The following is a 12,099-nucleotide window of genomic DNA, read 5'->3' on the forward strand; positions in this document are numbered from 1 at the left end:
TTGACCGGCACCATTGGTCAGACGCAATCGTATTGGTTACTGGCTGTCTTGCAAGACCGAAGCGAAACTGGCCTCCTTTGCAATCAGCACGGCTTGGGTGCGGCTTTGAACGCCCAGTTTACGCATGATCGCGGTGACATGGGCTTTGACCGTCGTTTCAGCAATCGACAGATCATAAGCGATTTGCTTGTTCAACTTGCCTTCGCAGATGAGTTGCAGAATTTTTGCCTGTTGCCGTGTCAGCCGCGACATACGCGAGATTGCTTCGTCCTGATCGGTGGCGGGGCTGCTGGCGTTATTGTCGAGCGGCACGCCCTCGGGAACATAGCGCTCGCCGCGGGCGATGGCCTCAAAAGCGGCACGGAAGACTTCGCGCTGGCTGTGCTTGGGCACAAAACCCGATGCGCCTGCGCGGATCGTCGATGCGATCATGCGGTGATCGGCCATCGAGCTGACGACGACGATCGGAATGGGAGCCACGACCTTCTGCAGACGGATCAACCCGTCAAGCCCGTTCACATCGGGCAAATTCAGGTCAAGCACCACCACCTCGGGTCTCAGCCCCGCGCCGATCTTTTCGAGCGCCGCTTCGAGATGTTCGGCGGTTTCGACTTTTCGGATGCCCGCAACCGTTTGAAGCGTCATCGACAGCGCGTCGAGAAAGAGCGGATGATCGTCAACAATCAGTGCGGTATTGAAAGTCATGGGCATGGTGTCTGCTTCGCAAGTGACATGGTATGGATCTATCCTACCCATAAGTCTCTATTCGGCAAACGACACTATGGTCTTAGCCCCGACATAAGAAAAGCGCGCCCGATGGCGCGCTTTCCCCTTTGTTTCAAAGCGGTTTACTTGGCCAGTTTGAATGTCCAGATCATACCGCCCTGATTGAGGTAGTTGACGCGGTTTGCGACTTCGCCGCCCCAGAGCGGAACAGCGCCGCCCCAGCCCGATGCGACCGAGACATACTGTTCGCCGTCCATTTCCCAAGTGATCGGCTGGCCGACGATGCCCGAGCCGGTCTGGAAGGACCAAAGCTTTTCACCGGTTTCGTCGTCGAGCGCGATGAATTCACCTTCGGGGGTACCGGTAAAGACAAGGCCGCCTGCAGTGGTCATAACGCCTGCCCAGAGCGGGGCGTCGTTCTTGTATTCCCACTTGATTTCACCCGAATCCGGGTCAATGGCCTTGAGCGAACCGATATAGTCCTCGAAGAGCGGCTTGATGGTAAAGCCGGAACCGAGATAGGCCGCGCCCTCGCGATAGGTCACAGGCTCGTTCCAGATGTCCATGCCCCATTCGTTCGACGGCACATAGAAGTTGCCTGTGCGCTGCGAATAGGCCATCGGCATCCAGTTCTTGCCGCCAAGGAACGACGGGATCGCAAAGACCATCTCGCCCTTATCGCCGTCGGTCGCGGCCGAAGGATCGCCCGGACGGTTGTCCTCGTTATAGATCGGGCGGCCGTTTTCATCGATGCCCGAAGCCCAAGAGATGTCTTTGACGAAAGGCACAGCCGAGACGAACTTGCCGTCGGCGCGGTTCAGAACATAGAAGAACCCGTTGCGGTCGGCGGTTGCAAAGCGGTCGTTGCCCTCGCGGTCGGTATAGGCCACCACTTCGTTCACACCGTCAAAGTCCCAGCCTTCGCGCGGGGTGGTCTGGAAGTGCCACTTGATTTCGCCTGTTGCGGGGTCGATGCCCAGACGCGAAGCGGCGTAGAGGTTGTCACCCACGTTTCCTTCAGTCGGCGCGCCTGCGTTGCGCAAGTGCGAGTTCCACGGGGCAGGGTTGCCCGTGCCGAAGACCAGCGTGTCGGTGTCGGCGTCATAAGAGCCGCCAAGCCACGTCGCGCCGCCGCCTGTTTTCCACATATCGCCCGGCCAGGTCGCATTGAGCGTGCCCGTCATGGTCGATTCTTCGCCGTTGAGCGTGCCCATATGGCCTTCGATCACGGGGCGGGTCCAAACGAGATCGCCCGTTTCCGCGTTGCGGGCCTGAACCTCGCCGACGATGCCGAATTCACCGCCCGAGTTACCCGTGACGATCAGACCGTTCACGATCAGGGGCGCAGCAGTATAGGAATAACCAGCACGATAATCGGCGATCTTCTTGTTCCAGACCACGTCGCCCGTCTTGAGGTTGAGGGCCACCAGACGCGCATCGAGCGTGCCGAAGTAGATGTTGTCGCCATAGATCGCGGCACCGCGGTTGATCACGTCACAGCAGGGCAGGATGCCTTCGGGCAGACGCGCGTCGTATTGCCAGATCTCTTTGCCTGTTTTGACGTCGATCGCATAAAGACGCGAGTAGGAGCCCGTCACATACATGATGCCGTCATAGACAAGCGGCTGGGTTTCCTGACCGCGCTGTTTTTCGCCGCCCATGGAAAAGGCCCAAGCGGGAACAAGGCTGCCGACGGTGTCTTTGTTGATAGCCTCAAGCGGAGAGAAGCGCTGCAGATTGCGCCCCATACCGTTGGTGACGACCTGCGAGGTAATTGTCTGGTCGTTTGCGACGTCGGCTTCTGTCACCGCAGCTTGTGCGGTAGACAGAGCCATAAGGCTGACGGTTGCAGCCAGAATGAAGCGCTTCATTGGAATCCTCCCGTTGATTTTCGAAGTTCGGAGCTGCGCAAAAGGCCGAACCGGAACTGGGAAGAGTATGGATAACGACTTCGTGAGATGGGAATTGAACCTTGGTCGTAGCTGTGGTCGTAGATGCAGGCGCAGCATTTCTACGACCCACAACCAAAAGGTCGTATTTCGCGGCGCGGCCCGTTTTGCCAACCTGACGGGGAACTTTGGGAGGACTGAATGACTTATTTTCGGACGCTGCTTGCAGGGGCCGCAACGCTTGCGCTTACCGCGGGGATCGCTCTTGCCGAGACCCCTGTCATCAAAGCGGCTGTCTTGCAGTCGGGGACGGTGAACTGGGAACTCGACACGATCCTGAACCAAGACTTCGACGGCGCTCACGGCTTCGAACTCGAGGTCATGGGCGTGGCAGGTGGAGATGCGGCCCAGATCGCGCTTCTGGCGGGCGAAGTCGATACGATCGTATCGGATTGGCTCTGGGTGGCACGCCAGCGCGCGAACGGCGAAGACTTTGTTTTTATCCCGTATTCCAAAGCCGTAGGCGGCGTTCTTGTCGCAGGCGACAGCACGGCCACATCGCTTGCGGACCTTCGGGGCGGCAAAATCGGTATCGCGGGCGGTCCGCTCGACAAGAGCTGGCTTATCCTGCGGGCCTATGCGCAGAACCAGTCGGGGTTCGACCTCAAGGAAGAGACCGAGCAGGTCTTTGGTGCGCCGCCGCTCATCGCTGAAACCGCGCTTGCGGGCGATGTCGACGGGGCGATCAACTTCTGGCATTTCGCTGCAAAAATGAAGGCAGCAGGTATGCGCGAGCTGGTCTCGGTGGACGAGGCTGCCCGCGCGCTGGGCCTTGATCCCGAAACGCCGCTTCTGGGTTATGTCGTCCGCGGCTCCATGGTTGCAGAGCACCCCGAGCTTGTCGCCGCACTCGCTGACGCGTCGCGGGATGCCAAGGCGCTTCTTGCCTCCGATCCCGCCGCATGGGAGCCACTGCGCGAACGTATGCGGGCAGGAAATGACGCCGAGTTCGAAGAGCTCAAAGCAGGCTTTATCGCAGGTATTCCCGCCCAAGGCGCGGTAGATGTCGCGGCGGCTGCCAAAATGATGGCGGTGATGATAGACTTGGGCGGTGACGAACTCGTCGGGGATATGGACGCATTGCCTGACGGAGTGTTTTGGACAGGACAATAATGCAAGCAATCGCCCAAGGGACCGCGCCGCTTTCGGCGGAAGAGCAAAGCCCACTTCTCTCCCTCTCGCTCGAGTCCTTTGGCTTTGGCAGCGCTCCGATCCTCGGGGCGCTGTCTTTTGATATTGCGGCAGGTGAAAGCGTTGCGCTGCGCGGGGAGAGCGGGATCGGCAAAACCACGTTGCTGCGGCTGGTTGCGGGTCTCGAGGTCGCGCCAAAGAGCCGACTGATCGTCAATGGCCGTATGGGGATGGTGTTTCAGGAGCCGCATCTGTTGCGTTGGCGCTCGGTGCTAAGGAACATCACGCTGACGACGGGCGTCGATGACAGGCGCGCTCTGACGCTTCTGGACCAAGTCGGTCTGATCGGGAAAGAGGCGCTTTTCCCCGATCAGCTTTCACTTGGGCAACAGCGCAGGCTTGCCATCGCGCGTGCCTTTGCGGTGGAACCGGATCTTTTGCTCTTGGATGAACCTTTCGTCTCGCTCGATGCGGAGCTTGCCGATCAGATGATGGGGCTTCTTGAAAGTCTGCGCGCGATCTATCGGCCTGCGCTGCTGTTGGTGACCCATGATGATGCCGAAGCCGAGCGGCTGACCGAACGGGCCATCACGCTTGGCGGGCATCCCGCGTCTATCATCTCAGACGTCAAAAGAGCGGGCTGAATTTCCAGTTGTCCGCATCGGGCGTGATCTCGTTGAGATCATAGTCCGCCCCGCGAAGACGCTCGGCAATGGCGACACCTTCATCGGCGGCGCGGTCGATAAAGCGTCGGCCTGCTTCGCTATCTTCTGCCACGCCCCAGCCGCGCATCAGATCGATCCCGTGATTGAACATTCCGACAGGATCGCCGAGTTCGGCAGCGCGTTTGTTCCATTCGGCTGCGCCTTGGGGGTCGATCCCCGTCCCGTTGCCAAGACCGTTATCATCAAGATAGCCCATCCATGCCATCGCGGCCGTGTTGCCCGCATTGGCACAGGTTTCAAAGGTGAGGCGGGCATCGCTGTGATCGCCCTTTTTGGTCATGAAATACCCCGCGGCGCAGGAGGTCATCGACACCTCTCCCCGCCTGATATTTTCGATCACGCGGTTGAGGGTCAGCTCTTCTCGGTTCAGATCCCCGAATTGGCTTGGGTCCTCTTCTTCGGCCGCCAAAGGCGTGGCCGCAAGAGCCAAGGCAAAAATGAGATATCGCATGTCCAGTCCTCCAACCCCTCTCATCCTAGCAAAATTGGGTGAATTTGTCAGGCTTGCTATGGTCGTAGTTCGGCTATTTGCCGTCTCTCGTGATGCCGCGTGCGGGGTCATAGCCATAGAGTGCAAGCGCGAGAAACACCCCAAGGCTCAGGCTCGTCCAGCCCAAAGCGGCAAGATTGACCTCGAGATAAAGCGCAAAGCGGATCAGCTCGACCGCATGGGTAAAGGGGTTGATCGTGCAAATCCAGAACAGCAGCTCGCCTGCCTCGGCCATCTTCCAGAGCGGGTAGAGCGCAGAGGACAAAAAGAACATCGGAAAGATCACAAAGTTCATAACCCCCGCGAAATTCTCGAGCTGCTTGACCTGTGACGAGATCGCAAGTCCCAAAGCGCCGAGCATCAATCCGCCAAGGCAAAGTGCGGGAAAGACCGCGAGATACCCCCAAGGGTCGAGGCGGATCTCGAAGAGCCAGGCAATCGCGAGGAAGCTATAGGCTTGAAGCGCCGAGATGAGCGTGCTCGCAACCAATTTGCAAAAGAGCAACCATCCCCGTGGGAGCGGCGCGGTCAAAAGGACCTTCATCGATCCCATCTCGCGGTCGTAAACAAGACTAAGAGAGGTCTGCATCCCATTGAAAAGCAATATCATTCCGCATAATCCCGGAACGATATAAGTCTCGTAGGTGATATAGGTCTGATAGGGTGGGATGATCGAGAGACCGAGCGCGGCGCGAAAGCCTGCGGCAAAGACGAGAAGCCAGACCAAGGGACGCACCAAGGCGGCGAGGAACCTTTCGCGCTGGCCGACATAGCGGAGTGTCTCGCGGGTGATGATGGCGTGCAGGGCGATCCCAAAGGCTCTCATAGCGGCTCGCCCACTTTGCGCATGAAAACCTCGGACAGGGGGAGGCCGCCGCAGATTTGCGCCGCCGTTCCGCGCTCGAGGACTTCGCCCTTGTGCAGAAGGATCAGATCGTCCGTCGGGCGCACTTCGTCCGTCAGATGGGTCGCCCAAAGCACGGTAAGCCCGTCTTCGGTGCAAAGACGGTGCACATGTTCGGTGATGGCGATCCGCGTCTGGCTGTCGAGCCCGACGGTCGGCTCGTCAAGAAGAAGCACTTCGGGTGCATGAAGCAGAGCGCGGGCGATTTCCGTGCGGCGTTTGTGCCCACCGTTAAGGGCGCGGACCTTTTCGCCCGCGCGTTCCAACATGCCAAGACGGTCAAGAGCGGCATCTATCTTGATGTCTGCGGCTTTGCCTGCAAAGCCATGCAAAGCGGCAAAATACCGAAGGTTCTGCCGCACGCTCAGATCAAGGTCGAGCGTCGTTTGCTGGAACACGATGCCCATCTTGGCGAGTGCGCGCAAAGGTGTTTCACGAAGGGGCGTATCGGCAATCTCGATCGTGCCACCGTTCGGCACGAGCAGCCCTGTGAGAATGGCGTAGAGCGTCGATTTTCCTGCACCATTCGGCCCGAGAAGCGCGCAAAACCTGCCGCGTTCGATCTCGAATCCCACATCCTTCAGCGCCTGTTTGGCCCCATAGCTGTGCGACAGGTTCTGAACGCGAAGACCGCTCACTCTATTGTAATCTCCAACCGTTGCAGTGCGCCTGTGCTGTTCGGGACGTGGAGATTATAGGACCCCGGCTTGATGGCGAGAAAACCGATTTCCATCGTTCCGGGATCGTCGAATTCCACACTGTCGAGCCCCAGCGGGCGGATTTCGAGACCTTCGATCACGATCTCGTCGATCCAGATCGCGCGAAAGAATTCGGGACCCACCAATCCGATTTCGGCAGAGCCGTCCGAGGTGATCTCGATCTCGTAATAAACGCCGGATTTAAGGACCAGCGGCGCGTCGGCAAGGGGCTCTCCCGCCGAGAGAAGGATCGGGGGCAAATCCTCTTTGTTCTTGGCCGAGAGAATCCCCGCCAAACCGAATGGGGATGGCTGATCCTCTGCGTTCGCTGCGAAGGGAGCGCTAGCGATAAGCGCGGCAAAAGCGATTGTTCTGAATGACATTAGGAAACCCTCTACGGCCGAACAGCCGCGCCCCAAGGGAAACGGCCAACTTTGATTGTTTTGACGGGGGTGCGGCTTGCCACGTCGATCACCGTGACATCGCCCGAAACGCCGTTCGTCGTGAAAAGCATCGTGTGATCCGGCGAAAACGCCATATGCCACACCCGACGCCCGACAAGGATATAGTCCTCGACTTCGTAGGTTTCGGTGTTCACCGCAGCCACATGGTTGGACGGGCCAAGCGCGACGAATGCGGTCTTGCCGTCCTCCGAGAACTCGAATCCTACGGGCTGGATGTTGTCCTGATGCACGCCTTTGATCTCGAAGCTGATTTTGGCAAGCGGGGCCTGATCCGCGACGGCGAAAACCGTCACCGTTCCGCCGATTTCGGAGCTGACCCAAAGCTCGCTCCCCTCTTTGGCGAACTCGGCGTGGCGCGGACGCGCATCCACCAGAGTGTTGGCAAAAAGCTGATTCGTCTCGGTGTCGATCCAATGGGCCATATTCGTGGTTTCCGAGGTGGTGATCGCAATCTTGCCGTCCGGTGACACCGCCATGCCTTCGGGTTCGATTCCGACGTCGATCTGGGCGATCACCTTGCGCTCGACGGTGTCCACCACCGTGGTGATCGCATCATCTTCGTTGGCAATGTAAAGATGCCTATTGTCGGGGTGGAGCACGAATTGTTCGGGGTCCTCGCCCGATGGAAGATCGTGGAGAATCTCGCCTGTTTCGGGATCGATCACCTGAACCGTGTCGCTGTCCGAGGCACAGACATAAACCACCGAATAATCCTTGCTAAAGGTAATCCCGCGCGGCCGCTCGCCCGTTTCGATGGTGCGCACGACTTCGAGCGTGTCAATGTCGATCACGCTGATCGTGTCGTCATGTTCGTTCGTGACCCAAATCTCGCTCGCCGTTGCGGGCAGAGCGGCCAGAAGTGCAAGACAGGAGAGCGTCGATAAAAGGCGTTTCATGAATTACTCCGAAAAAGCGGTGCAGCGGCTCTGGGGCGCGTCGAGCCCGAGTGTGTCGAGATCCGATGTGGGATGAAGAAACCCCTCGAGCGGGGCGACCGCGACCACGGCGCCCGGATGAACGACGGGAATGGGCTGGCGCAGTTGTCCGTTCCAGCTTCGGAACGAAAGCGGCCGTCCTTTGAATGCGGCAAGCTCGAATTCGTCCGAGAGCATATAAGCGCGAAGCACGCTTGGATCATCGCTCGCGGTGCGCGTCACGGCCTCGCCCAAGGCACGAAGGGCGGCCCAGGCGGCATAATCCTTGGAGCGCATATTCCGCCCTGCATGGTCTTCGAAGCGGTTCTGGAGCTGGACCGCACCCCATTGCTCCATCACATGGCTCCACCCCAAAGGCCGGAGCCCTTCGGAGCCCGCCAAAAGGACGGGGTCCCAGGTGTTATAGGGGAGGTAGCGGGCAAAATCGCCGATCTCGTCGGCGGCCAAAAGGACATCGTGATCGGGAAGCTCTTGGGTGAAAAGAGGCACCTCGGCCGTGGCAGCGCGGCGCATGTTCGCATCGAAGCGCCATTCCTTTTCCCCTTTGATTTTAAGACCGAATTTCCGCGCCGATCCGCGCAGCGCCTCGGCAAAGGCCATATCGGAGGCATGAGGCCCCGTAACCATGGCAAGATCGGGCCACCGCCGCTGCGCGAGAAACTGCATCAAGGCATCACTGCGCATGGTCAGACTTGCGGCGGTGTGCAGCACATTGGCGCGGCAAGCCTCGTCCCGAAGATCGGGTTCTTCGGCGGCTACGTTGAACAACAGAGCGTCTTCAAGCTCGGCAAGGTCGGCCAAAGCCAACAGACCCTCGCGCGGGGCGTCGATGATCAGAAACCGTGTTTGCGCCGCACTCTCGCGTCCCGCCGCAAGAAGATCGCCGCCCACGGGCACGATCCGCTCTTGCAGGCTCCAAGTCTGACCGAGGAATTTGCCCGTCGTTGCGTTGTCCTGAAGCCCGATCTCGGCTCCGCGCCATCCCTCGTCCTCGGGAATCGCATCGAGATTTGAGAGAACGGGGGGGCGCTCCACCTCCTGTTTGAGATAGGTGATCGTGATCGCCGTCTCGGATGCAGCAGGACCGCCCGCGCAAACGCCGACCAGACCGAGCCAAAAAACAAGCGTTTTGAGTGGCATCCTCTTCTCCCTTTGGAAAAGGCTATCAAGTCGGATGCCGTCCGAGAAATGCGACCATCGTCTAGGCTGCTGGCTTGAACCAAGGTCGCATAGATTTGATCAGCAAAGCGCGGGTAGTCAAAAAGCCAACCTTCGAACGCATGCTGCATTAGATTGAGGAGATCGCCCCATGCTCAAAGCGCGCCACGCCATTCTTATTTCCGCAGGCCTTATCGCCGTTGCGGGTTTCGTCAACGCTCATGGGGATGTCGCCCCACAGCCTGTCAACACCGACGCCTTGCCCGACATCGGTGAGGAATGGCTGATCGAGAATCCCTATCGCGCAGAGGCCGTGGGCGAGGACGTCTGGCTCAAAGCGGTCGAAATCGGATCGTCGGGCTTCAACCAGAATTGCGCGCGCTGCCATGGCCTCGGGGCCATCTCGGGCGGGCTTGCTCCCGATCTGCGGTTCCTTGAAGCGGAAGAATACGGGGATGAATGGTTCATGGAGCGTTTCCGCCATGGCTATACCCAGAACGGCACCACCAAGATGCCCGCCTTCGAGGAAGTGCTCGGTCAAAAAGCAGGCTGGGCGATCCGCACCTATGTCGAAACCCGTCCCGATGATCAGCAAGTGACTGAAAACGCCGGTGAACTTGGCGCCCTTCGGGACAAGCTGGCCGAGCTTGCGACGGGAGGCGAGGCGGATACAGAGGCCCTGCGCGCCGAACTCAACGCGATTGCCGATAATATCGAAACACTTTCAGGTGCGCCGATTGCGGTTTCGATCGCTTGGGAGGCGGCCCGCGCTCTCGACGGAAGCGCGACAGGCTACAAACACGCCTCTGAAATCCTGACGGTCGGACTTTCGGCGGCGCACTGATGATGAAACGCTTGCCCCTCAGCCTTGTGATGATGACCCTTGCGGCGGGGGGGCTTGCCACGCCGGCATCGGCCAGATGCGAGGATTACGTCCCGCAGGCCAAACCGCAGAACGTGAGCCGTGATATCGTCGGGCAGGATCTCGACACGATCATCGAGCGCGGCTTCATCGAATTCGCGGTGTTCGAGGACTTTGCGCCCTATTCCTTTGAAGAGGCGGGGCAACCGAGGGGCGTCGACATCGAAATCGCCAAGCTTATCGCCGAGAGCATCGGCGTCGCGCCCAAGTTCAAATTCGTGCAGGCGGACGAGAATCTTGAAGCGGATCTACGCAACTGGATCTGGAAAGGCCCCGTCGTCGGGGGCGCGGTCGCGAACGTGATGATGCACGTTCCTTACAACAGCGACTTTGCCTGCCGCGTGGAGCAAGTGGTCTTTACGGGCCAATACTACAAAGAGGGTATTGCCATCGCCTATGATGCGGCCTTTTATGAAGGTGACAAACCCACACCACCGTTTTTCCGTTTCGATCCCGTCGCGGTCCAGAACGATACGATTGCCGACTTCTATCTGACGAACCTTCTTGGGGCAGGGGCCTCGGCCAATGTGCGCCGCTTCCCTGAAATCGGCGAAGCAGTCGCTGCGATCGGAACGGGCGAGGTGCGCGGTGCGATGGGACCGAAGGCGCAGCTCGAGTATTTCGCGGGCGACGGCGTCGAGGTCCATCAGCCGCCGCTCGTGAACTTCGGTGTCGGCCAGTGGACAGTCGGTGTTGCTGTCCATTTCGCTTATCGTCCACTCGGGTATGCTGTGGATGACGCGATATACGCCGCCCTCCAAGATGGGCGAATCGAACAGATTTTTGCCGATTACGGACTCACGTTCACGGCACCCGAGAGATAGCTATCGGCCTTTGGTCGTATATGCAGGGTCGCAACCCCGCACTAGCCTTTTGACGAGAAGATGGAGGAAGCCGTGGAACTATCTGATTCCCGTGTCATCAATGCCGCCCCCGAAGCCGTTTGGTCGGCGCTTTTGGACCCCGAGGTGCTCAAAGCCTGTATTCCGGGATGTCAGGAGATGAACGGCTCTGTCGCCGACGGGTTCGAAGCCGTCGTCGTCCAGAAGATTGGTCCCGTCAAAGCGACCTTCAAAGGCGCGGTTCAACTGTCCGACATCGTCGAAGGCAAAAGCTGCACCATTTCGGGCGAGGGCAAGGGCGGTCCTGCGGGATTCGCGAACGGCGGCGCCAAAGTGACCTTGACCCCTGTCGAAGGCGGAACGCAGCTCGACTACACGGTCGAAGCCCGTATCGGCGGCAAGATCGCCCAACTCGGTAGCCGCATCATCGACGGTGTGGCCCGCAAGCTTGCAGACGAATTTTTTGCGAAATTTCAATCCGTTGTCGAAGGCCCTGCGCCCGAGGCAGAGGCCGGAGAGGAGCCGGTTCAGGCGGAGGGAGAAAAGAAAGGCTGGATCAAGCGAGTTTTCTCGTAAGATCCCGTTATCCATTAGGGAGGAGTAACCATGACCAAAATTTCCATGACGGTGAATGGCCGTCAGGTCACGGGCGACGTCGAAGGACGCACGTTGCTTGTTGATTTCCTGCGCGAGAACCTGCGTCTCACGGGGACCCACGTCGGCTGTGACACGTCGCAGTGTGGGGCCTGCACCGTTCATGTGAACGGTCTTCAGGTCAAATCCTGCACCATGTTCGCTGTCGAGGCCGATGGCGCCGAGGTCGGCACCGTCGAAGGCCAGCAGAACGCCGACGGCTCGCTCTCGACGCTTCAGGCAGCGTTTCAGGAGCATCACGGACTTCAGTGCGGGTTCTGCACGCCTGGCATGATCATGGCGGCGTCTTCGCTGCTCAAGGTCAACCCCAAGCCCACCGAAGCCGAAATCCGTCATCATCTTGAAGGCAATATCTGCCGCTGCACGGGTTATCACAACATCGTCAAAGCGATCATGGCCGCAAGCGGTCAGGATGTGAGCAAGATTGCCGCCGAATAAGGCGGGCGCACCAAGAGGCCGTGCGGAGGGAGCCGCGCGGAATAGTTTATTCAGGGAGGAATG

At 59.3% G+C, this 12,099-nt stretch carries 14 protein-coding genes; 6 read left to right on the top strand and 8 right to left on the bottom strand.

Going from position 1 to position 12,099, the window contains the following annotated elements; genetic code table 11:
• Positions 1 to 36 precede the first annotated feature (36 nt).
• Both QQG91_RS04735 and QQG91_RS04740 read right to left on the bottom strand, forming a co-directional pair.
• Positions 37 to 705 (bottom strand): response regulator, encoded by a 669-nt coding sequence (locus tag QQG91_RS04735; RefSeq protein ID WP_285772312.1) that lies wholly within the window; start codon positions 703 to 705, stop codon positions 37 to 39.
• A gap of 143 nt (positions 706 to 848) precedes the next feature.
• Positions 849 to 2,597 carry a PQQ-dependent methanol/ethanol family dehydrogenase gene (locus tag QQG91_RS04740; RefSeq protein WP_285771828.1) on the bottom strand — a complete coding sequence of 583 codons (1,749 nt, stop codon included), beginning with the start codon at positions 2,595 to 2,597 and terminating at the stop codon, positions 849 to 851.
• A 219-nt stretch (positions 2,598 to 2,816) separates the two neighbouring features.
• Here QQG91_RS04740 and QQG91_RS04745 point away from each other — a divergent pair, with 219 nt between their 5' ends.
• Both QQG91_RS04745 and QQG91_RS04750 read left to right on the top strand, forming a co-directional pair.
• A complete protein-coding gene (locus QQG91_RS04745; protein ID WP_285771829.1) occupies positions 2,817 to 3,788 on the top strand; it encodes an ABC transporter substrate-binding protein in 972 nt (323 codons plus the stop codon).
• A complete protein-coding gene (locus QQG91_RS04750) occupies positions 3,788 to 4,450 on the top strand; it encodes an ABC transporter ATP-binding protein (RefSeq protein WP_285771830.1) in 663 nt (220 codons plus the stop codon). The genes QQG91_RS04745 and QQG91_RS04750 overlap by 1 nt, the downstream gene beginning before the upstream one ends.
• On the opposite strand, the gene QQG91_RS04755 is transcribed toward QQG91_RS04750, so the two are convergent.
• The 6 genes from QQG91_RS04755 to QQG91_RS04780 all read right to left on the bottom strand — a co-directional run bounded on the left by QQG91_RS04755 (position 4,434) and on the right by QQG91_RS04780 (position 9,162).
• Positions 4,434 to 4,982, bottom strand: coding sequence for a tetratricopeptide repeat protein (locus QQG91_RS04755; RefSeq protein ID WP_285771831.1), 549 nt, complete (start codon positions 4,980 to 4,982; stop codon positions 4,434 to 4,436). The two genes, QQG91_RS04750 and QQG91_RS04755, sit on opposite strands and share 17 nt — an antisense overlap.
• Before the next feature lie 73 nt (positions 4,983 to 5,055).
• On the bottom strand, positions 5,056 to 5,847 hold the full coding sequence (locus QQG91_RS04760) for a lanthanide ABC transporter permease protein PedC (protein WP_285771832.1): 792 nt from the start codon (positions 5,845 to 5,847) through the stop codon (positions 5,056 to 5,058).
• A complete protein-coding gene (locus QQG91_RS04765; RefSeq protein ID WP_285771833.1) occupies positions 5,844 to 6,563 on the bottom strand; it encodes a lanthanide ABC transporter ATP-binding protein PedB/LutE in 720 nt (239 codons plus the stop codon). Before QQG91_RS04765 ends, QQG91_RS04760 begins: the two co-directional genes overlap by 4 nt.
• On the bottom strand, positions 6,560 to 7,006 hold the full coding sequence (locus tag QQG91_RS04770; RefSeq protein ID WP_285771834.1) for a hypothetical protein: 447 nt from the start codon (positions 7,004 to 7,006) through the stop codon (positions 6,560 to 6,562). The genes QQG91_RS04765 and QQG91_RS04770 overlap by 4 nt, the downstream gene beginning before the upstream one ends.
• A gap of 11 nt (positions 7,007 to 7,017) precedes the next feature.
• On the bottom strand, positions 7,018 to 7,983 hold the full coding sequence (locus tag QQG91_RS04775; protein WP_285771835.1) for a YVTN family beta-propeller repeat protein: 966 nt from the start codon (positions 7,981 to 7,983) through the stop codon (positions 7,018 to 7,020).
• A gap of 3 nt (positions 7,984 to 7,986) precedes the next feature.
• Entirely contained in the window at positions 7,987 to 9,162 is a 1,176-nt protein-coding gene (locus tag QQG91_RS04780) for a lanthanide ABC transporter ABC transporter substrate-binding protein PedA1 (RefSeq protein WP_285771836.1), read from the bottom strand.
• A gap of 169 nt (positions 9,163 to 9,331) precedes the next feature.
• Here QQG91_RS04780 and pedF point away from each other — a divergent pair, with 169 nt between their 5' ends.
• The 4 genes from pedF (at position 9,332) to QQG91_RS04800 (ending at position 12,036) form a co-directional block, all read left to right on the top strand.
• A complete protein-coding gene (gene pedF, locus QQG91_RS04785; RefSeq protein WP_285771837.1) occupies positions 9,332 to 10,024 on the top strand; it encodes a cytochrome c-550 PedF in 693 nt (230 codons plus the stop codon).
• A gap of 2 nt (positions 10,025 to 10,026) precedes the next feature.
• Entirely contained in the window at positions 10,027 to 10,926 is a 900-nt protein-coding gene (locus QQG91_RS04790; protein WP_285771838.1) for a substrate-binding periplasmic protein, read from the top strand.
• A gap of 72 nt (positions 10,927 to 10,998) precedes the next feature.
• Positions 10,999 to 11,520: an SRPBCC family protein gene (locus tag QQG91_RS04795; RefSeq protein WP_285771839.1), complete on the top strand. Its 522-nt coding sequence runs from the start codon at positions 10,999 to 11,001 to the stop codon at positions 11,518 to 11,520.
• A 30-nt stretch (positions 11,521 to 11,550) separates the two neighbouring features.
• Positions 11,551 to 12,036, top strand: a complete 486-nt coding sequence (locus tag QQG91_RS04800; RefSeq protein ID WP_285771840.1) for a (2Fe-2S)-binding protein — start codon at positions 11,551 to 11,553, stop codon at positions 12,034 to 12,036.
• Positions 12,037 to 12,099 lie beyond the last annotated feature (63 nt).

The organism is Marivivens sp. LCG002 (genome assembly GCF_030264275.1).
Taxonomy (GTDB): Bacteria; Pseudomonadota; Alphaproteobacteria; order Rhodobacterales; family Rhodobacteraceae; genus Marivivens.

What these genes read in the sequence shown, in the direction of transcription:
- QQG91_RS04800 (WP_285771840.1), top strand. Translation starts at nt 11,551, where the DNA reads ATGACCAAAATTTCCATGACGGTGAATGGCCGTCAGGTCACGGGCGAC.
- QQG91_RS04775 (WP_285771835.1), bottom strand. Translation starts at nt 7,983, where the DNA reads ATGAAACGCCTTTTATCGACGCTCTCCTGTCTTGCACTTCTGGCCGCT.
- QQG91_RS04750 (WP_285771830.1), top strand. Translation starts at nt 3,788, where the DNA reads ATGCAAGCAATCGCCCAAGGGACCGCGCCGCTTTCGGCGGAAGAGCAA.
- QQG91_RS04740 (WP_285771828.1), bottom strand. Translation starts at nt 2,597, where the DNA reads ATGAAGCGCTTCATTCTGGCTGCAACCGTCAGCCTTATGGCTCTGTCT.
- pedF (WP_285771837.1), top strand. Translation starts at nt 9,332, where the DNA reads ATGCTCAAAGCGCGCCACGCCATTCTTATTTCCGCAGGCCTTATCGCC.
- QQG91_RS04755 (WP_285771831.1), bottom strand. Translation starts at nt 4,982, where the DNA reads ATGCGATATCTCATTTTTGCCTTGGCTCTTGCGGCCACGCCTTTGGCG.
- QQG91_RS04780 (WP_285771836.1), bottom strand. Translation starts at nt 9,162, where the DNA reads ATGCCACTCAAAACGCTTGTTTTTTGGCTCGGTCTGGTCGGCGTTTGC.
- QQG91_RS04770 (WP_285771834.1), bottom strand. Translation starts at nt 7,006, where the DNA reads ATGTCATTCAGAACAATCGCTTTTGCCGCGCTTATCGCTAGCGCTCCC.
- QQG91_RS04760 (WP_285771832.1), bottom strand. Translation starts at nt 5,847, where the DNA reads ATGAGAGCCTTTGGGATCGCCCTGCACGCCATCATCACCCGCGAGACA.
- QQG91_RS04735 (WP_285772312.1), bottom strand. Translation starts at nt 705, where the DNA reads ATGACTTTCAATACCGCACTGATTGTTGACGATCATCCGCTCTTTCTC.
- QQG91_RS04745 (WP_285771829.1), top strand. Translation starts at nt 2,817, where the DNA reads ATGACTTATTTTCGGACGCTGCTTGCAGGGGCCGCAACGCTTGCGCTT.
- QQG91_RS04790 (WP_285771838.1), top strand. Translation starts at nt 10,027, where the DNA reads ATGAAACGCTTGCCCCTCAGCCTTGTGATGATGACCCTTGCGGCGGGG.